At 54.1% G+C, this 19,186-nt stretch carries 17 protein-coding genes; 7 read left to right on the plus strand and 10 right to left on the minus strand.

Annotated features, from left to right (window positions below):
- Positions 1–26 precede the first annotated feature (26 nt).
- A complete protein-coding gene (gene can / locus OGV65_RS01860) occupies positions 27–716 on the minus strand; it encodes a carbonate dehydratase (RefSeq protein ID WP_016151733.1) in 690 nt (229 codons plus the stop codon).
- Positions 717–817: 101 nt separating this feature from the next.
- Between can and OGV65_RS01865 the strand changes: the two genes are divergently transcribed.
- From OGV65_RS01865 to OGV65_RS01880, 4 genes are all read left to right on the plus strand, one after another.
- Positions 818–1,744, plus strand: coding sequence for an ABC transporter ATP-binding protein (locus tag OGV65_RS01865; RefSeq protein WP_046275357.1), 927 nt, complete (start codon positions 818–820; stop codon positions 1,742–1,744).
- A complete protein-coding gene (locus OGV65_RS01870; protein WP_286454541.1) occupies positions 1,741–2,511 on the plus strand; it encodes an ABC transporter permease in 771 nt (256 codons plus the stop codon). Before OGV65_RS01865 ends, OGV65_RS01870 begins: the two co-directional genes overlap by 4 nt.
- 103 nt (positions 2,512–2,614) lie before the next feature.
- Positions 2,615–3,055 (plus strand): PTS sugar transporter subunit IIA, encoded by a 441-nt coding sequence (locus tag OGV65_RS01875; RefSeq protein ID WP_016151735.1) that lies wholly within the window; start codon positions 2,615–2,617, stop codon positions 3,053–3,055.
- 61 nt (positions 3,056–3,116) lie between these two features.
- Positions 3,117–4,346 carry a polysaccharide deacetylase family protein gene (locus OGV65_RS01880; protein WP_016151736.1) on the plus strand — a complete coding sequence of 410 codons (1,230 nt, stop codon included), beginning with the start codon at positions 3,117–3,119 and terminating at the stop codon, positions 4,344–4,346.
- 6 nt (positions 4,347–4,352) lie between these two features.
- Here the strand turns inward: OGV65_RS01880 and panD are convergent, their stop codons facing one another.
- The 9 genes from panD to thpR all read right to left on the minus strand — a co-directional run bounded on the left by panD (position 4,353) and on the right by thpR (position 11,513).
- A complete protein-coding gene (panD, locus tag OGV65_RS01885) occupies positions 4,353–4,733 on the minus strand; it encodes an aspartate 1-decarboxylase (RefSeq protein WP_000621526.1) in 381 nt (126 codons plus the stop codon).
- 95 nt (positions 4,734–4,828) lie between these two features.
- On the minus strand, positions 4,829–5,683 hold the full coding sequence (gene panC / locus OGV65_RS01890) for a pantoate--beta-alanine ligase (RefSeq protein ID WP_016151737.1): 855 nt from the start codon (positions 5,681–5,683) through the stop codon (positions 4,829–4,831).
- 125 nt (positions 5,684–5,808) lie between these two features.
- Positions 5,809–6,600 (minus strand): 3-methyl-2-oxobutanoate hydroxymethyltransferase, encoded by a 792-nt coding sequence (gene panB / locus OGV65_RS01895; RefSeq protein ID WP_094760753.1) that lies wholly within the window; start codon positions 6,598–6,600, stop codon positions 5,809–5,811.
- 120 nt (positions 6,601–6,720) lie between these two features.
- A complete protein-coding gene (gene folK / locus OGV65_RS01900; RefSeq protein WP_049269196.1) occupies positions 6,721–7,200 on the minus strand; it encodes a 2-amino-4-hydroxy-6-hydroxymethyldihydropteridine diphosphokinase in 480 nt (159 codons plus the stop codon).
- Positions 7,197–8,591: a polynucleotide adenylyltransferase PcnB gene (pcnB, locus tag OGV65_RS01905; RefSeq protein WP_203457720.1), complete on the minus strand. Its 1,395-nt coding sequence runs from the start codon at positions 8,589–8,591 to the stop codon at positions 7,197–7,199. The genes folK and pcnB overlap by 4 nt, the downstream gene beginning before the upstream one ends.
- 71 nt (positions 8,592–8,662) lie before the next feature.
- On the minus strand, positions 8,663–9,559 hold the full coding sequence (gene gluQRS, locus OGV65_RS01910) for a tRNA glutamyl-Q(34) synthetase GluQRS (RefSeq protein WP_181221214.1): 897 nt from the start codon (positions 9,557–9,559) through the stop codon (positions 8,663–8,665).
- A gap of 70 nt (positions 9,560–9,629) precedes the next feature.
- Positions 9,630–10,085 carry an RNA polymerase-binding protein DksA gene (gene dksA, locus OGV65_RS01915; protein WP_003018625.1) on the minus strand — a complete coding sequence of 152 codons (456 nt, stop codon included), beginning with the start codon at positions 10,083–10,085 and terminating at the stop codon, positions 9,630–9,632.
- Positions 10,086–10,262: 177 nt separating this feature from the next.
- Positions 10,263–10,967, minus strand: coding sequence for a DNA/RNA nuclease SfsA (gene sfsA / locus OGV65_RS01920; protein ID WP_016151742.1), 705 nt, complete (start codon positions 10,965–10,967; stop codon positions 10,263–10,265).
- Positions 10,968–10,982: 15 nt separating this feature from the next.
- Positions 10,983–11,513, minus strand: coding sequence for an RNA 2',3'-cyclic phosphodiesterase (gene thpR, locus OGV65_RS01925; RefSeq protein ID WP_286454542.1), 531 nt, complete (start codon positions 11,511–11,513; stop codon positions 10,983–10,985).
- Between the two features lie 73 nt (positions 11,514–11,586).
- On the opposite strand from thpR, the gene hrpB reads away from it, so the two are divergent.
- From hrpB to fhuA, 3 genes are all read left to right on the plus strand, one after another.
- The gene (hrpB, locus tag OGV65_RS01930; RefSeq protein ID WP_286454543.1) at positions 11,587–14,016 is read left to right on the plus strand and encodes an ATP-dependent helicase HrpB; all 2,430 of its coding nucleotides are present in this window, start codon (positions 11,587–11,589) and stop codon (positions 14,014–14,016) included.
- Between the two features lie 135 nt (positions 14,017–14,151).
- A complete protein-coding gene (gene mrcB, locus OGV65_RS01935) occupies positions 14,152–16,692 on the plus strand; it encodes a bifunctional glycosyl transferase/transpeptidase (RefSeq protein WP_016151745.1) in 2,541 nt (846 codons plus the stop codon).
- Positions 16,693–16,924: 232 nt separating this feature from the next.
- Positions 16,925–19,174, plus strand: a complete 2,250-nt coding sequence (gene fhuA, locus OGV65_RS01940) for a ferrichrome porin FhuA (RefSeq protein ID WP_049269202.1) — start codon at positions 16,925–16,927, stop codon at positions 19,172–19,174.
- The last annotated feature ends 12 nt before the right edge of the window (positions 19,175–19,186 follow it).

Here is a 19,186-nt window from a genome sequence, read left to right on the forward strand (position 1 = left end):
TACTTCCCCGCAGGCCGAAAAGCGACTTAAGCGTCGCTGCCGCTTGTTGGTATCTGCTTGTGATTGGTATGTTTCTGGCTGAGGTTAGACAGCCCCTGGCGATAGCGCTGCTCCAGCGTCTCGCGACTGGTGGCGGTGACGTCCAGATCGCGCAGCAGGCCATCATGAATACCGTAAGCCCAGCCGTGAATGGTAACTTTCTGACCGCGCTTCCAGGCTGAACGCATGATGGTTGAGTGGCCCAAGTTGTAGACCTGCTCCATTACATTCAGTTCGCACAGGGTGTCAATGCGACGTTCCTGCGGCATTTCGCCCAGCAGTGAACTGTGTTTAAACCAGATATCGCGAATATGCAGTAACCAATTATCAATCAGCCCCTGTTCTTTATTTTCAATAGCCGCCTGTACGCCACCACATCCATAGTGGCCGCAAATAATAATATGTTCCACTTCCAGCACATCCACCGCATACTGAACCACTGAGAGACAGTTCAGGTCGGTGTGAATAACCAGATTGGCAACATTACGGTGAACAAATAATTCACCCGGCTCAAGACCGGTTAAACGTTCTGCGGGAACGCGACTGTCGGAACATCCAATCCATAAAAAGCGCGGATTTTGTGCGTGAGTCAGCGTTTCAAAAAATCCGGGATCCTCTTCTACCAGCATCTTTGACCATAGCGCGTTGTTGCTGATGAGTGTATCTATGTCTTTCATGGAGGCTGTAACCAATTGAATTGCGTTGCGCTAATATAGGTTAACTCCTGATTTATTAAAACCAAATATCAAGCATTAGAATGTAAGGTAAGTAAAAAACCATGACCATTGCTCTGGAACTTCAACAACTTAAAAAAACCTATCCCGGTGGCGTTCAGGCGTTACGCGGAATAGATTTGCAAGTCGAAGCGGGGGATTTTTATGCGCTTTTGGGACCGAATGGCGCAGGCAAGTCCACCACCATCGGGATAATCAGCTCGCTGGTGAATAAAACCTCTGGGCGGGTGAGCGTCTTCGGATACGATCTTGAAAAAGATACCGTTAATGCGAAACGCCAGCTTGGTCTGGTACCGCAGGAGTTTAACTTTAACCCGTTTGAAACCGTGCAGCAGATCGTAGTCAACCAGGCGGGTTATTACGGCGTTGAGTATAAAGAAGCGGTCAAACGCAGCGAACTATATTTAAAGCAGCTCGATTTATGGGAAAAACGTAACGAGCGCGCGCGCATGCTCTCCGGCGGGATGAAACGCCGTCTGATGATTGCCCGCGCACTAATGCACGAGCCTAAATTACTCATCCTTGATGAACCGACGGCGGGGGTCGACATTGAGCTGCGTCGTTCAATGTGGGGTTTTTTAAAGGATTTAAACGACAAAGGCACCACGATTATTCTGACCACTCACTATCTCGAAGAAGCGGAAATGCTGTGTCGCAACATCGGCATTATTCAGCACGGCGAGCTGGTGGAAAACACCTCGATGAAGAGCCTGCTCTCTAAGCTGAAATCCGAGACCTTTATTCTCGATCTGGCACCGAAAAGCCCGCTGCCAAAACTGGAGGGCTATCAATACCGGCTGGTGGATACCTCCACGCTGGAAGTGGAAGTCCTGCGTGAACAGGGGGTCAACAGCGTGTTCTCACAGCTGAGCGCCCAGGGCATTCAGGTATTGAGTATGCGAAACAAAGCAAACCGACTGGAAGAACTGTTTGTTTCTCTGGTGCATGAAAAACAAGGAGATCGCGCATGATGCAGCTTTATTGGGTTGCGCTGAAAAGCATCTGGGCGAAAGAGATCCACCGCTTTATGCCAATCTGGGTCCAGACTCTGGTTCCTCCCGTCATTACTATGACGCTCTATTTTATTATCTTTGGTAACCTGATCGGCTCGCGTATCGGCGAAATGCATGGTTTTAGCTACATGCAGTTTATCGTGCCAGGGCTGATTATGATGGCGGTAATTACCAACTCGTACGCCAACGTGGCATCGTCATTCTTCAGCGCCAAGTTTCAACGCAACATTGAAGAGTTACTGGTCGCTCCGGTACCGACGCACGTGATCATCGCCGGCTTTGTTGGCGGCGGTGTGGCGCGTGGCCTGTGCGTAGGGATCCTGGTAACAGCGATTTCGCTGTTCTTTGTGCCGTTCCAGGTGCATTCCTGGGTCTTTGTGGCGCTTACGCTGGTGTTAACAGCGGTGCTGTTTTCGCTGGCCGGTCTGTTGAACGCGGTTTTCGCTAAAACCTTTGACGATATCAGCCTGATCCCAACCTTCGTGCTGACTCCGCTGACCTATCTGGGCGGCGTTTTCTATTCTTTAACGCTGCTGCCGCCGTTCTGGCAGGGACTGTCGCATCTGAACCCGATTGTCTACATGATTAGCGGTTTCCGTTACGGCTTCCTGGGGATCCACGATGTTCCGCTGGTCACGACCTTTGGCGTGCTGGTGGTGTTTATCGCGGCGTTTTATTTGCTGTGCTGGTACCTGATTCAGCGCGGACGCGGCCTGCGCAGCTAAGTCTTTCTTCCTCTCCTTCCCCGGGAGAGGAAGACTTTTGATGCTTATCACCATTACGGATTTATCACCCTGATAAACTACTTGCCTGCTAAGGAGGTAGGCAATGCTAGGTTGGGTAATTACCTGTCATGATGATAAGGCACAGGATATGCTGCATCGTCTGGAGAAAAAGTACGGCCCGTTGGTTCAATGCCAGGCGGTGAGTTTTTGGCGTGGGCTTAGCTCGAATATGCTAAGCCGCATGATGTGCCATGCCCTGCATGCTACAGACTCTGGCGAGGGTGTGATATTCCTGACGGATATGGCCGGGGCCGCGCCTTACCGCGTGGCTTCGTTAATGAGCCATAAACATCCCCAGTGTGAAGTGATTTCAGGTATCAGTTATCCATTGCTTGAACGAATGCTTTCGTCGCGGGAATCGATGAGCAGTTCTGCGTTTCGTGATAGCATCGTTGCGCTTGGCGGGCCCGAAGTCTCTAGCCTCTGGCATCAACAACAGAAAAATCCCCCCTTCGTGTTGAAGCATGATTTGTATGAGTATTAATCATTGGTATTGATGGCGCTTTTGCTACAATAGCCGGGGTTTCTCGCCTCGGTTATCTCATATGGTGATGCGCGTTCTGCTTGTTTTATTGCTCCTGTTTTCTGGCAGCATAGCTGCGGCTTTGCCTGCTCGCTACATGCAAACCACCGAAGCGGCCGCCGTGTGGGCGCAGATTGGCAACAAGATGGTGACGGTAGGAAATATTCGCGCCGGGCAGATCCTCGCCGTTGAGCCAATTGCGGCAGACTATTACGAATTTACCTTTGGTTTTGGTACCGGGTTTATTGATAAGGGGCATCTGGAGCCTGTGCAGGGGCGGCAGAAAGTCGATGATGGTCTGGGCGATCTCAATAAACCCCTCAGCAACCAAAGCCTGATCACCTGGAAAGATACGCCGGTTTATAACGCTCCGGATGTTGGTAGCGCCCCGTTTGGCGTGCTGGCGGATAATCTGCGTTATCCGGTTATCAGCAAGCTTAAAGACCGTCTCAACCAAACCTGGTACCAGATCCGTATTGGCGGCAGACTGGCCTATATCAGCGCTCTGGATGCGCAGGAAGACAACGGTATCCCGGTGTTAACCTATCACCATATTCTGCGCGATGAAGAGAATACCCGTTTTCGCCACACCTCCACGACAACCTCCGTACGCGCCTTCAGCAACCAGATGGCCTGGCTACAGGACCGCGGCTACACCACGTTGACGATGTACCAACTGGAAGGCTATGTTCGCAACAATATGAATCTCCCGGCGCGGGCGGTGGTGCTGACTTTTGATGATGGTCTGAAGTCGGTGAGTCGTTATGCTTACCCGATTCTGAAGCAGCACGGCATGAAGGCAACGGCGTTTATTATCTCCTCACGTATCAAGCGCCACCCGCAGAAGTGGGATCCGAAATCACTGCAGTTTATGAGCATCGCGGAACTGAATGAGATCAGGGACGTGTTTGACTTCCAGTCGCATACCCATTTTTTACATCGGGTTGATGCGAATCACCGGCCAATCCTGCTGAGTCGCAGCTATCACAATATTCTGTTTGATTTTGCCCGTTCGCGTCGGGCGTTGTCTCAGTTTAACCCTCACGTTCTTTATCTTTCTTACCCGTTTGGCGGCTATAACGCCACCGCAGTAAAAGCGGCAGGCGACGCGGGATTCCACATGGCGGTCACCACGGTGAGAGGGAAGGTTAAACCGGGGGATAATCCGTTCTTATTGAAAAGACTTTATATTTTAAGAACGGATTCGCTGGAGACGATGTCGCGGCTGATAAGTAATCAGCCGCAGGGGTAAGGGCTGTCAGGCAACCTGTACCGGAATGGCTTTCGCGGTGCGCTTCATTTCGTTGTCGCCTTCAAAATAGGCCACTTTCGGACGCCAGGTGCGGGCTTCTTCATCAGACATGGTGACGAAGCTGGCGATAATCACAATGTCGCCGACTTCAGCACAGTGTGCCGCTGCGCCGTTCACCGAGATGATTCTGGAGCCGCGTTCAGCCGCAATCGCGTAGGTTGAGAAACGTTTACCGTTGGTCACGTTCCAGATATCAATAGCTTCGTTTTCCAGAATACCAGAGGCATCGAGGAAATCCTGGTCGATGGCGCAGGAGCCTTCGTAGTGCAGGTCCGCCTGCGTGACTTTTACGCGGTGGAGCTTGCCTTGCAGCATGGTGCGAATCATAACTTCTATACCCTGTCGTTTACCTTGGCTAAGCAGGCACTACTGGCCTGCTTTGAGAAATTCTCAGGCAGTATTGCCTGATTTTTAACCCCTGTCTACTGGGCTAATGTAACGCTTTGATTATCGATCAGACGTGCCTGACCCAGCCAGGCGGCGGCCAGAATCACCGCGCGTTTACTGGTTTCCGTCAGCTCCAGCAGCGTGTCGGCATCACGAATCTGAATATCGTCGGCACGGAAGCCTTTTTCATTCAGTTCCTGCTCGGCAATGGCAATAATCTCTTCCTGGTCACGATGGCCGGCAAGCAGCTTTTCAGCGATGCCGTTCATCACTTTGTGCAGACCCGGCGCAATTTTTCGCTGCTCTGCGGTCAGATAACCGTTACGTGAGCTAAGCGCCAGACCGTCTTTGGCGCGAATAATCGGCACGCCAACGATCTCAATGTCATAACCCAGATCCGCCACCATTTTGCGGATCAGTGCGAGCTGCTGGAAATCTTTCTCGCCAAAGCAGGCGATATCAGGCTGGATCAGGTTAAACAGCTTGCTGACGATAGTGGAGACGCCACGGAAGTGGCCTGGACGGCTGGCGCCTTCCAGCATGGTGGAGAGACCGGGAACTTCAACGAACGTCTGGCCTTCCAGCCCCTGCGGGTAGATTTCCTCAACGGCAGGCGCAAAAACGTAATCGACTTTACGCTTGTTCAGCTTTTCACAATCTTCCTGCAGCGTGCGCGGATAGCGCACCAGATCGTCCGGTCGGTCAAACTGCATCGGGTTGACGAAAATGCTGACGATCACCACATCAGCCCGCGCTTTTGCCTCATCGACCAGCTTCATATGGCCGTCGTGCAGGTTGCCCATGGTGGGAACCAGAGCGACGCGTTTGCCTTCCTGACGCAGACGACGAATATGCTGGCGCAGCAGCGGCAGGGTTTCAATGATTAACACGACAAGACTCCTTGAGTTGCCTGAGGAACCGTAGGCCGGATAAGGCGTTTACGCCGCCATCCGGCAACATGCAGCGAACCGCCTGATGGCGCTACGCTTTTCAGGCCGATATATGGCCTGAAAAATTAGTGAAAACTGTGTTCTTCGCCCGGATAAACGCCGGACTCCACTTCAGCCATATACTGCCGCACTGCGGCGCGCATGTCGCCTGCTTCATTGAGGAAATTCTTCGCAAATTTCGGGATGTGGCCACCGGTAATACCAAAGGCATCGTGCATGACGAGGATTTGTCCATCGGTGACGTTACCAGCGCCGATTCCGATAACCGGAATCGACAGCGCTTCGGTGACACGCTTCGCCAGCTCAACCGGCACGCACTCCAGCACCAGCAACTGAGCGCCAGCGGCTTCTAAGGCCAGCGCGTCATCCAGCAATACCTGCCCGGCATCGCCGCGGCCCTGAATTTTATAGCCGCCGAAAATATTCACCGACTGCGGTGTTAATCCCAGATGACCGCAAACCGGTACGGCGCGTTCGGTGAGCATTTTTACCGTATCCGCCAGCCAGGCACCGCCTTCAATTTTGACCATATTAGCGCCCGCCCGCATCACCACCGCGGCGTTTTCAAATGCTTGTTCCGGCGTGGCGTAAGCCATAAATGGCAGGTCGGAGAGCAGCAGACAGTTGGGAGCGCCACGACGTACGGCACGAGTGTGGTAAGCAATATCTTCAACGGTGACCGGTAGGGTGGAGTCATGCCCCTGGATCGTCATGCCCAGTGAGTCGCCAACCAGCATCACATTAATGCCTTCGTCGGCAAATAACTTAGCGAAGCTGTAGTCGTAGGCGGTAATGGTCGCGAAGCGTTTTTTCTCTTGCTTGCATTTCTGCAGCAGTGAAATGGTGGTGGGTTTCATAACATTTCCTGATGATGAAAGTCATATTTATCGGCATTCTAACAGTCACATTCAGGGGGGCAATTGTTTTAAGCAACCGTTTGGCACTAAAGTAGTAAACGCTGAAGGGGAGAGGATACTTTACCAGTGTGCAGGTTTTGCTGCACCAAGATGGGTGAGGTGCTGATGCAGGCTGATACCCTCCGGGAAGATAAGCTCAGGTGCAATTTCAGCGAGCGGCCACAGCATAAAACCACGGTTTTTCATGTCGTAGTGCGGCACGGTCAGACGTTCGGTGTTAATCACTTCATTGCCAAACAGCATAATATCGAGGTCCAGAGTGCGCGGCCCCCAGCGTTCGGCTTTACGTACGCGTCCCTGTTGCAGCTCAATGCGTTGGGTATGATTAAGCAATTCTTCGGGAGCGAGAGTGGTTTCCAGCGCCACGGCAGCGTTCAGGTAATCTGGCTGATCCTGTGGGCCTAATGGCGGTGTGCGGTAAAAGGAGGAAACAGCGACGATACGGCTGTCGGGAATGTCGCCAATCGCTTTTACGGCAGCATTAACCTGCTCCAGAGGAGAGGCTAGATTACTGCCGAGAGCGATATAGGCGATGGTCACGCGGAACCTTCACGGCGCGGGGCGCGTTTACGCGGGCGACGATGACGACGGCGTTCTGGTTCTTCGTCGAGTTCGTTGAGCATGCCTTTTTGTTCCGGCGGTGCTGAAACCTGGAATTCTCCCCACCACTGCGCCAGACGCTGCAGTTCAGCGTTGTTTTCCACTTCGGCACGCAGGGCCAGCAGATCGTAAGCGGCGCGGAACTTCGGATGCTCCATCAGCTTCCAGGCGCGTTTGCCCTGGCGACGAGACATGCGTAGCTGCAACTGCCAGATATCACGGGTCAGCGAGGTCAGACGTTTCGGGATCGCCAGCGAGCGGCAGGCTTCATCCAGTACGTCGTTCATCGCCAGTGCGAAGGCATCGTAATAAGCCAGACCGCTTTCCTGGGCAATTTTCTGCGCAGCTTCCAGTAACGGATACCAGAACATGGCGGCGAACAAGAACGCCGGGTTAACGCGCATATCATTGTGGATGCGGTTATCGGTATTCTTCAGCACCTGAGCGATGATGCGTTCCATTGGGCTGTCACCGTCTTCGGTGAAATAGCGCGTAATGGTGGGGAACAGCGGCTGGAACAGGCTGTACTCACGCAGTTTTTTATAGGTTTCATACCCATAGCCCGCCTGTAACAGTTTGAGCGCTTCTTCAAACAGGCGTGCGGGGGGAATATCGTTAAGCAGTGTTGCCAGACGCGGGATTGGCTCAGCGGTTTCCGGGCTGATACGCATGTCGAGCTTGGCGGCAAAGCGCACGGCCCGCAGCATACGTACAGGGTCTTCGCGGTAGCGCGTTTCCGGATTACCGATCAGGCGAACGATGCCCTCTTCGAGATCCTGCATGCCACCAACGTAATCACGCACGGTGAAATCGGCCACGCTGTAATACAGGCTGTTAATCGTGAAGTCGCGACGCTGGGCATCTTCTTCGATGGAGCCGAAGATGTTGTCGCGCAGCAGCATACCGTTTTGTCCGCGCTGTGAGGTTGTGCGATCGGACTCGCTGCCTTCATGATGACCACGGAAAGTTGCCACTTCGATAATTTCCGGGCCAAACATGACATGGGCCAGACGGAAACGGCGACCAACCAGACGACAGTTACGAAACAGTTTTCGCACCTGATCTGGCGTGGCGTTAGTCGTGACATCAAAATCTTTCGGCTTTTTGCCCAGCAAAAGATCGCGTACGCCTCCGCCAACCAGCCATGCCTCGTATCCGGCCTTATTGAGCCTGTACATTACCTTCAGGGCATTTTCACTGATATCTTTGCGGGAGATAGAGTGCTGCTCACGCGGGATTACCGTCATATGTGGACGGGCAACGGCGAGCTCGGCCTCGCGCTCCTCGCGGCTTAGCACCTTGCGGCAAAAATTAGCGACTCGGGTAAAAATAGTGCACCTCGGTAGTGTCAAACTTCAATCAGAACAAGTGTTGCTGTGTAAAAATAGCGGCTAATCATAGCTCAGCATGATGCATTTGAGAATGGCGGATTTACGATCGCCGATTCTGGCACCGCTGTCAGACTCCAGTTTTCAATGGCAAACGTGAGAATCTGATCCACGCGCATCTCCTGCCACGGGATATCGGAGTGCTGGCCGAGAAAGCGCAGCGCAGCAACAATCACCGGGCGTGGATCGCCTTGCGGCAGTGCAGGTGCATGATTTTGTTTTGAAAGTTTAGCGCCTTGTTCGTTGAGCGCCAGCGGCAGATGAATATAGTCCGGCGCTTGCCAGCCGAACTGTTGATACAACGAAATTTGCCGTACCGTCGGTTCGATAAGATCGGCACCGCGCACAATTTCCGTCACGCCCTGGAAGTGGTCGTCCACCACCACCGCGAGGTTATAGGCAAACAGCCCGTCGCGACGGTGAATAATAAAATCTTCCCTTGCAAGCCGCGGATCAGCCTGAATCACACCGCGCAGTTGGTCCGTAAACTGCATCACCGGATGGCGTTGCTTAATGCGGACCGCCGCCTGTTCAGGCCCGTGGCGTAGCTCACGGCAATGACCGTCGTAAATACCGCCGACGCTTTGAATACGCGCGCGTGTACAGGTGCAGTAATAGCTCAGATCCTGCTGATGCAGCCAGGCTAGCGCCTCGCGGTAGGCGTCATGACGCTGGGATTGCCATAAAATATCGCCATCCCAGTGCAGCCCGTAATGTTCCAGCTGACGCAGAATCGTGTCTGCAGCACCGGGAACTTCACGAGGGGGGTCAATATCTTCAATGCGTACCCGCCAGATTCCGCGACGAGCACGAGCCTGCAGGTAACTCCCGAGGGCGGCAATCAGTGAACCAAAATGGAGTTCGCCAGAGGGGGAAGGGGCGAAGCGGCCAATATAATGTGAATCGCTCATTTTGCGGGCTAACAAATAATAAGGCGGGAGAAGCTCCCGCCTGAAGTAAACGTGGTAAAAATGACCGGAATTAACCTGCCATTTGTTTTTCGCGGATTTCTGCCAGCGTTTTACAGTCGATGCACAGATCGGCTGTCGGACGCGCTTCCAGACGGCGAATACCAATTTCTACGCCGCATGATTCGCAGTAGCCGAAATCTTCGTCTTCTACTTTCTTCAGCGTCTTCTCGATCTTTTTGATCAGTTTGCGCTCACGATCACGGTTACGCAGCTCAAGGCTGAATTCTTCTTCCTGTGCGGCGCGGTCCACCGGATCAGGGAAGTTAGCCGCTTCGTCTTGCATATGAGATACGGTGCGATCAACTTCATCCCTAAGTTGATTACGCCATGCCTCAAGAATACGCCTGAAGTGCGACAGCTGGGCTTCGTTCATATACTCTTCGCCCGGTTTCTCCTGGTACGGCTCCACCCCAGCGATGGCGAGAATACTCAGGGACGATGTTTTACGGTTTTGCCCTTCTTGCATGTTGCTTCTCCTTAACACGCACTATCGATCCCCATGTTCGGGGGAAAAATCAGGTCGCTATAAATAGCAGATGCTTTTCCGGATAGCAATTATCTAAACGTAACACTTGACAACCCTGTGAGGAAAAGCGTATTTGCCCACGCGCCCAGAATACTAATTAACCGAATGTTTACACCATTACAAGGTAATGGGCAACGGCTCTTTAAGAGTCATACCATGGGCAGAAAGTTCCGCTTTATAAACCAGAATTTCTACCCCCTTAAGCTGTGCTTCAACTAATAATTGCGCATATTTTGCATCGATATGGCGCGCGGGTGAAAACCGTGTAATGGCTGAATGCAACACCGCGAAAAATATCACCGCGCGCTTGCCTTCGGCCGCTACGCTCATCAATTCCCGAAGATGTTTCTGACCTCGTTCAGTGATGGCATCGGGAAAATAACCCTGATCTTTTTCCGCCAACGTGACTGATTTCACTTCAATATAGCAGTCAGGTCGGGAATCCGCCTGTAACAAAAAGTCGATGCGGCTCCCTTCGGCGCCGTATTTTACTTCACTTTTCAAGGTGCTGTAGTCTGAAACTTCCGAAATTAACGAACGCTGAATAGCCTCTTTCGTTAATCTATTGGCCCACAGCGTGTTAACACAAATAAGTGCACCGGATTGGGTTTGCGTTAATTCCCAGGTATGTGGATATTTTCGTTTGGTATTTTCTGATGTCGAATACCAGACAGTATCTCCCGGCGTTGCGCAGCCGGTCATCGCTCCCGTATTGGGGCAGTGTAGCGTTAACGTTGTGCCATCCGGTGTGATCACATCCGCTAAAAAACGCTTATAGCGCTGAATGAGCGTTGCAGGTTGTAAAGGTGGAGAAAATTGCATGAACAGTTCCTTTGATTATTCAGTCAGCGTCCAGCGTTGCAACTGCGTGTAACGCGTGCGTCCTCGCATGAATGAGGAGGAGTAAAGCCCAAACTCCGTTACCGGAAACGACCAGCCAAACCCAGGTGGGGGGATAGATACCGCGTGACCGGCGTCACGCAGCAGCGTGATATGCGGATGAAACGGCTGCGGGCTCTGGTGGCACCCACTGCGTGCGGCTTGTGCCCGCAACATGTTCGCCAACTGCAGCAGCCCGCGCGGCGGCTGACGCATTCCCAACCACACGACTCGCGAGCGCAGCCATTGCCCGGCATCGTCGAGTTTGAGCGTAAAACCCGGCTGGCGAATACGCCCTGCAAGCTGCGTTAACGCATACTGCTTCTCAGCGCTGACGTCGCCCAAAAAGGCGAGCGTCAGATGCAGATTATCGGCGGCGACGGGACGACCCGCTTCAGGGGGGAACTGCGCGGCCCGCCAATGGATTAACTGCTCCCGAACCTCGCCAGGCAATTCAATCGCAAAGAACAGCCTTTTTGGCTCAGACATGATGGATACTCGGTTATGAATTAACGCGATGCTACAATGCAGCGCGAAGAATGTTAACCCTCTGGAGTCATTTGTGACGTCGTTGCCCGTTGCCGCCGTAGTGCCTGAACTACTTACCGCCCTTGATGCCTCGTCGCAGATTTTGCTGACGGCGCCGACCGGTTCCGGGAAATCAACCTGGCTGCCGTTGCGACTCCTTGAACATCGCGGTATCAAGGGACGGATTATTTTGCTGGAGCCGCGGCGTCTGGCAGCACGCAATGTGGCGCAGCGGTTGGCGGAATTGCTGAATGAAAAGCCTGGCGAGACCGTGGGGTATCGCATGCGTGCGCAAAGTTGCGTAGGGCCGCAGACCCGCCTTGAGGTGGTGACGGAGGGGGTTCTGACGCGCATGATCCAGCGCGACCCCGAATTGACGGGCGTTGGGCTGGTCATCCTCGACGAATTTCACGAGCGGAGTTTGCAGGCCGACCTAGCGCTGGCGCTGTTGCTGGATGTGCAGCAAGGGCTGCGTGACGATCTGAAACTGTTGATCATGTCTGCCACTTTGGACAACGGGCGTTTGCAGCAGATGTTGCCCGATGCGCCGACGATCGTTTCTGAAGGCCGCGCATTTCCCGTTGAGCGACGATATCAGCCGTTGGCGGCGCATCTGCGTTTTGCTGAAGCGGTAGCGATAGCGACGGCAGAACTCCTGCGCCATGAAAGTGGGTCGCTGCTGCTGTTTTTACCGGGTGTAGGGGAAATCCAGCGCGTGCAGGAGCAACTGGCAACGCGTGTGGGCAGCGATGTGTTGTTGTGCCCACTGTACGGCGCGCTGACGCTTGCCGAGCAGCGTCAGGCGATTTTGCCCGCGCCGCAAGGCAAGCGCAAAGTGGTGCTGGCGACCAATATTGCCGAAACCAGCTTAACGATCGAAGGCATCCGGCTGGTGGTGGACTGCGCCCAGGAGCGCGTGGCGCGCTATGATGCGCGTACCGGTTTAACGCGACTGATTACCCAACGCATAAGCCAGGCCTCGATGACCCAGCGAGCGGGACGCGCGGGCCGTCTGGAACCCGGTATCTGCCTCCATTTGCTTGCCAAAGAGCAGGCGGAAAGAGCGGCGGCACAGGGAGAACCGGAGATTTTACAGAGCGACCTGTCCGGACTGCTGATGGAGTTACTGCAATGGGGATGCACCGACCCTGAGCAACTGAACTGGCTGGATACCCCGCCCGCCATCAACCTGCAGGCGGCAAAGCGGCTGCTGCAGATGCTGGGGGCGCTTGAGGGTGACAGGCTCAGCGCCAGGGGGCAGAAAATGGCGACGTTGGGTAACGACCCCCGTTTAGCGGCTATGCTGGTTAGCGCCAACAATGACAATGAAGCGGCAACGGCGGCAAAACTGGCTGCGATTCTGGAAGAGCCGCCGCGCGGTAGCAGTACCGATCTGGCTGTAGCGTTTTCACGAAATCAGCCCGCCTGGCAGCAGCGCAGCCAACAATTACTGAAACGGCTTAACGTTCGCAGCGGACAGCCGGACAGCGCGCTGCTCCCCTCATTACTGGCGCAGGCGTTTGCCGATCGGATCGCGCGTCGGCGCGGGCAGGAAGGGCGCTATCAACTGGCGAATGGCATGGGGGCAATGCTGGATGCCGATGACGCCTCCGGACGCCATGAATGGCTGATTGCGCCGCTGTTACTGCAGGGCAGCGCTTCGCCGGATGCGCGTATTCTGCTGGCTCTGCCGCTGGATATCGAGGTGCTGATACAGGCATGCCCTGAACTGCTACAACAATCTGACACCATCGAATGGGATGAAACTCAGGGAACGTTAAAAGCATTGCGTCGGTCGCGCATTGGCCAGCTAACGGTAAAAGTACAGGCGCTGGCCAAACCCTCGGAAGAGGAGTTGCACCTGGCGATGTTGAACGGCATTCGCGATAAAGGGCTAAGTGTGCTCAACTGGACGCCGGAAGCCGAGCAGTTTCGCCTGCGTCTGCAATGTGCGGCAAACTGGTTGTCAGAGTATAACTGGCCCGCGGTAGATGAGGATTCTCTGCTGGCGACGCTGGAGAGCTGGCTGCTGCCGCACATGAGCGGTGTGCACTCGTTACGTGCGTTAAAAGCGCTAAATGTGGGTCAGGCGTTGCGCGGTTTGCTGGATTGGTCAATGCTGCAACGTCTGGATAGTGAACTGCCAGCGCATTACACTGTGCCGACGGGAAGCCGGATTGCCATTCGCTATCATGAGGATAACCCTCCGGTATTGGCGGTTCGGATGCAGGAAATGTTTGGTGAAGCGAAGACCCCAACCATCGCCGAGGGGCGCGTGCCGCTGGTGCTGGAACTGCTGTCTCCGGCCCAACGACCGCTGCAGGTAACGAGTGATTTGAGCGCGTTCTGGCAGGGATCGTACCGTGAGGTGCAAAAAGAGATGAAAGGGCGCTATCCCAAACATGTCTGGCCGGACGATCCGGCGAATACCGCGCCAACGCGGCGAACAAAGAAGTATTCGTAATGAAACTGTAGGCCGGATAAAGCGAAGCCGTCATCCGGGATAAACACGGCAGTAAATTGAGAGATTTCTTCTTCTGTTAACTGACGGAAGAACAGAGAATCGGGCCCTTGCGCCTGAATGTTGCGGAGAAAAAGCATGGCGGGGAATGACCGCGAGCCAATTGGACGTAAAGGGAAACCCTCGCGTCCGGTGAAACAAAAGGTGAGCCGTCGTCAACTCAGAGATGAAGAGTATGACGACGATTATGATGATGATGACTATGAGGATGAAGAACCGATGCCGCGTAAGGGTAAAGGCAAAGGGCGTAAGCCTCGTGGTAAACGCGGCTGGTTCTGGCTGCTGGTAAAACTGTCGATTGTTTTTTTGGTGCTGATCGCCATTTACGGCGTTTATCTGGACCAAAAAATTCGCAGCCGTATAGATGGTAAAGTCTGGCAGCTTCCTGCGGCAGTATATGGCCGTATGGTTAACCTTGAGCCAGAAATGCCGATCGGCAAGAACGAGATGGTGAAACTGCTGGAGGCTACGCAGTATCGTCAGGTGACGAAGATGACGCGCCCTGGCGAATTCACCGTGCAGGCGAAAAGCATCGAGATGATCCGTCGTCCGTTTGATTTTCCGGACAGTAAAGAAGGGCAGGTGCGCGCGCGTCTGACCTTTGATGGCGACCATCTGGATACCATCGAGAATATGGATAACAACCGCCAGTTCGGTTTCTTCCGTCTCGATCCGCGACTGATTACCATGCTCTCTTCGCCTAACGGTGAGCAGCGCCTGTTTGTCCCGCGCAGTGGATTCCCGGATCTGCTGGTGGACACGCTGCTGGCGACCGAAGATCGTCACTTCTATGAGCATGACGGTATCAGCCTCTATTCCATTGGCCGTGCGGTGCTGGCGAACCTGACGGCGGGGCGCACGGTACAAGGGGCCAGTACGCTGACCCAGCAACTGGTGAAAAACCTGTTCCTGTCCAGCGAACGTTCCTATTGGCGTAAGGCCAACGAAGCCTATATGGCGCTGATCATGGATGCGCGTTACAGCAAAGACCGCATTCTTGAGCTGTACATGAACGAAGTCTATCTCGGTCAAAGCGGTGACAATGAGATCCGCGGCTTCCCGCTGGCGAGCCTCTACTACTTTGGCCGTCCGGTGGAAGAGCTGAGCCTCGACCAGCAGGCGCTGCTGGTAGGGATGGTTAAAGGGGCGTCAATCTATAACCCGTGGCGTAACCCGAAGCTGGCACTGGAGCGTCGTAACCTGGTGCTGCGCTTGCTACAACAGCAGCAGATTATCGACCAGGATCTGTATGACATGCTGAGTGCGCGTCCGTTAGGCGTACAGCCGCGTGGTGGGGTGATCTCACCGCAGCCCGCCTTTATGCAGATGGTGCGCCAGGAGCTACAGGCGAAGCTGGGCGATAAAGTTAAAGACCTCTCCGGCGTGAAGATTTTCACCACCTTTGATTCCGTGGCGCAGGACGCTGCAGAAAAAGCGGCGGTGGAAGGTATTCCGGTGCTGAAGAAACAACGTAAGCTGAGCGATCTGGAAACCGCGATTGTGGTGGTTGACCGCTTTAGCGGCGAAGTGCGTGCCATGGTCGGTGGGGCAGAACCGCAGTTCGCTGGTTATAACCGTGCGATGCAGGCACGTCGTTCGATTGGTTCTTTGGCTAAACCAGCGACCTATCTGACCGCGCTCAGCCAGCCGAAGCTGTATCGTCTGAATACCTGGATTGCCGATGCCCCGATTGCGCTGCGTCAGCCTAACGGCCAGGTGTGGTCGCCGCAGAACGATGACCGTCGCTATAGCGAAAGCGGAAAAGTGATGCTGGTGGATGCGTTAACGCGCTCAATGAACGTGCCAACGGTAAATCTGGGGATGGCGCTGGGCCTGCCTGCCGTAACCGATACCTGGCTGAAGCTGGGCGCGCCGAAAGATCAGCTTAATCCGGTTCCAGCCATGCTGCTGGGGGCGTTGAACCTGACGCCGATCGAAGTGGCGCAGGCGTTCCAGACTATCGCCAGCGGCGGGAACCGCGCGCCGCTGTCGGCGCTGCGTTCGGTGATTGCCGAAGATGGTACGGTGCTGTATCAGAGCTTCCCACAGGCCGAGCGTGCCGTTCCGGCGCAGGCGGCGTATATGACGCTGTGGACCATGCAACAGGTGGTTCAGCGTGGTACGGGCCGCCAGCTTGGCGCGAAATATCCTGGGCTTCATCTGGCAGGGAAAACCGGGACCACTAACAACAACGTGGATACCTGGTTTGCCGGGATCGACGGCAGCCAGGTAACCATCACTTGGGTGGGCCGTGATAACAACCAGCCAACCAAGCTGTACGGTGCCAGCGGTGCGATGTCGATTTATCAGCGTTATCTGGCTAACCAGACGCCAACACCGCTGGTGCTGACGCCGCCGGAAGATGTGGTGGATATGGGCGTGGACTACGACGGTAACTTCGTTTGTAGCGGGGGGATGCGTACGCTTCCGGTATGGACTACCGATCCTGATTCGCTGTGTCAGCAGGGTGAAATGATGCAACAGCCGACCGGGAATCCGTTCGATCAGTCAACGCCGCAGCAGCAGCCTCAACAGCAGCAGCAACAACCGGCGCAGCAGGAGAAGAAAGATAGCGATGGTGTCGCTGGCTGGATAAAGGATATGTTCGGCAGTAACTGATATTGCTCAAAACCCGCTTCGGCGGGTTTTTCTTCTTTGGTCCATTCTCAGGGCCGAATAACATTCCAGCCTAATTTATTAACCCTTTCTTTTCATCTGGTTATTTCTTAACCCCTCAGTTTTAGTAGGGACGCGTATTGCTTGCTATCTCGCCAGAGTTTCGAATATTATGCTGCCGTTATAATAATAATTCTCGTTTACGTTATCATTCACTTTCATCAGAGAAATACCAATGGCGCGTCTTAAAACTGCTCAGCCAAGTTCATCGCTGCGTAAAATCGCAGTAGTGGTAGCCACAGCGGTTAGCGGCATGTCTGTCTATGCACAGGCGGCGGTTGACCCGAAAGAAGAAACCATCACCGTAACTGCTGCTCCTGCCGCACAAGAAAGCGCATGGGGGCCAGCGGCAACCATCGCCGCACGACAGTCTGCTACGGCGACCAAAACTGACACCCCGATTCAAAAAGTTCCTCAGTCTATTTCAGTGGTCACCGCCGAAGAGATGGCGTTGCATCAGCCGAAATCAGTTAAAGAGGCGCTCAGCTACACGCCTGGCGTAGCCGTAGGTACCCGCGGCGCGTCTAACACCTATGACTACCTGATTATTCGCGGATTTGCCGCCGACGGCCAAAGTCAGAATAACTATCTGAATGGCCTGAAGATGCAGGGTAACTTCTACAACGATGCGGTAATCGACCCGTATATGCTGGAACGCGCTGAAGTGATGCGCGGTCCGGTTTCCGTTCTTTACGGAAAGAGTAACCCTGGCGGCTTGTTGAACATGGTCAGCAAACGCCCGACCACAGAGCCGTTAAAAGAAATTCAGTTCAAGATGGGCACTGACAGCCTGTTCCAGACCGGTTTTGACTTCAGCGATGCGCTGGATGACGATGGTGTGTACTCATACCGCCTGACCGGCCTGGCGCGTTCCGCGAATGCGCAGCAGCAGGGCGCGGAAGAACAACGCTACGCCATCGCGCCATCATTCACATGGCGTCCGGATGATAAAACGAACTTCACCTTCCTCTCCTACTTCCAGAACGAGCCAGAAACTGGCTATTACGGCTGGTTGCCGAAAGAGGGGACGGTGACTGAGCTGCCGAACGGCAAGCGTCTGCCTACCGATTTCAACGAAGGTGCGAACAACAATACCTACTCTCGTAACGAGAAGATGGTGGGCTACAGCTTCGACCACGAATTTAACGACACCTTTACCGTGCGTCAGAACCTGCGTTACGCGCAAAACAAGGTTTCGCAGAACAGCGTATATGGCTACGGTATGTGCTCTGATCCGCTCTATACAAAAGATCCGGCTAACAGTCCTTGCGCCAGCGTTCCTCAGTCCGAGTGGGCTCACACGCTGACTCGTCAGTATGTTGACGATAATGAGAAATTGCAGAACTTCGCTGTTGATACCCAGTTGCAGAGCAAATTCGCTACCGGTTCCGTGGATCACACATTGCTGACCGGCGTTGACTATATGCGGATGCGTAACGATATCAACTCCTGGTTTGGTTGGGCTGGTTCGGTAGCGCCTTCAGATATTTATAACCTTGATCGCAGCGACTTTGATTTTGGGGCGCATACTGGACCGGGCGCTCCCTACCGTGTTCTGAATAAACAGGAACAAACGGGCCTGTACGCTCAGGATCAGATGCAGTGGGATAAGGTGCTGGTCACTCTGGGCGGTCGTTACGACTGGGCTAAGCAGGACTCACTGAACCGTGTTTCTGGCGTGCTTGATTCCCGTGATGACAGACAGTTCACCTGGCGTGGCGGTGTTAACTACCTGTTCGACAACGGTGTGACTCCGTATTTCAGCTACAGCGAATCGTTTGAACCTAGTTCTCAGGTCGGGGAAAGCGGTAATATCTTTACTCCATCTAAAGGTAAGCAGTACGAAGCGGGCGTGAAGTATGTGCCGAGCGATCGTCCGATCGTGATCACCGGTGCTGTTTACCAGTTGACCAAAACCAACAACCTGATGGCCGACCCGAACGGATCATTCTGGTCAGTTGAAGGCGGTGAAATTCGCTCACGTGGTGTGGAAATTGAAGCGAAAGCGGCGCTGTCAGCCAGCGTTAACGTGGTCGGTTCTTATACCTATACCGATGCGGAGTACACCACTGACACCAACTACAAAGGTAACACGCCTGCTCAGGTGCCAAAACATATGGCATCACTGTGGGGGGATTACACCCTTTATGACGGCGCGCTTTCCGGGCTGACGTTGGGTACGGGTGTTCGTTATACTGGTTCCAGCTATGGCGATCCGGCAAACTCCTTCAAAGTGGGAAGCTATACGCTGGTGGATGCGTTAGTACGTTACGATCTGGCGCGCGTCGGCATGGCGGGTTCCAACGTGGCGCTGCATGTGAACAACCTGTTTGACCGTGAGTACGTCGCCAGCTGCTTCAATACCTATGGCTGCTTCTGGGGCGCAGAACGTCAGGTCGTTGCAACCGCAACCTTCCGTTTCTAATTTCTTTTTGGG

Source organism: Citrobacter sp. Cb004, from assembly GCF_030337065.1.
Taxonomy (GTDB): Bacteria; Pseudomonadota; Gammaproteobacteria; order Enterobacterales; family Enterobacteriaceae; genus Citrobacter; species Citrobacter braakii.

Coding starts and splice junctions, on each gene's coding strand:
- can (WP_016151733.1), bottom strand. CDS start 716: ATGAAAGACATAGATACACTCATCAGCAACAACGCGCTATGGTCAAAG.
- OGV65_RS01865 (WP_046275357.1), top strand. CDS start 818: ATGACCATTGCTCTGGAACTTCAACAACTTAAAAAAACCTATCCCGGT.
- OGV65_RS01870 (WP_286454541.1), top strand. CDS start 1,741: ATGATGCAGCTTTATTGGGTTGCGCTGAAAAGCATCTGGGCGAAAGAG.
- OGV65_RS01875 (WP_016151735.1), top strand. CDS start 2,615: ATGCTAGGTTGGGTAATTACCTGTCATGATGATAAGGCACAGGATATG.
- OGV65_RS01880 (WP_016151736.1), top strand. CDS start 3,117: ATGGTGATGCGCGTTCTGCTTGTTTTATTGCTCCTGTTTTCTGGCAGC.
- panD (WP_000621526.1), bottom strand. CDS start 4,733: ATGATTCGCACCATGCTGCAAGGCAAGCTCCACCGCGTAAAAGTCACG.
- panB (WP_094760753.1), bottom strand. CDS start 6,600: ATGAAACCCACCACCATTTCACTGCTGCAGAAATGCAAGCAAGAGAAA.
- gluQRS (WP_181221214.1), bottom strand. CDS start 9,559: ATGAGCGATTCACATTATATTGGCCGCTTCGCCCCTTCCCCCTCTGGC.
- dksA (WP_003018625.1), bottom strand. CDS start 10,085: ATGCAAGAAGGGCAAAACCGTAAAACATCGTCCCTGAGTATTCTCGCC.
- sfsA (WP_016151742.1), bottom strand. CDS start 10,967: ATGCAATTTTCTCCACCTTTACAACCTGCAACGCTCATTCAGCGCTAT.
- thpR (WP_286454542.1), bottom strand. CDS start 11,513: ATGTCTGAGCCAAAAAGGCTGTTCTTTGCGATTGAATTGCCTGGCGAG.
- mrcB (WP_016151745.1), top strand. CDS start 14,152: ATGGCGGGGAATGACCGCGAGCCAATTGGACGTAAAGGGAAACCCTCG.
- fhuA (WP_049269202.1), top strand. CDS start 16,925: ATGGCGCGTCTTAAAACTGCTCAGCCAAGTTCATCGCTGCGTAAAATC.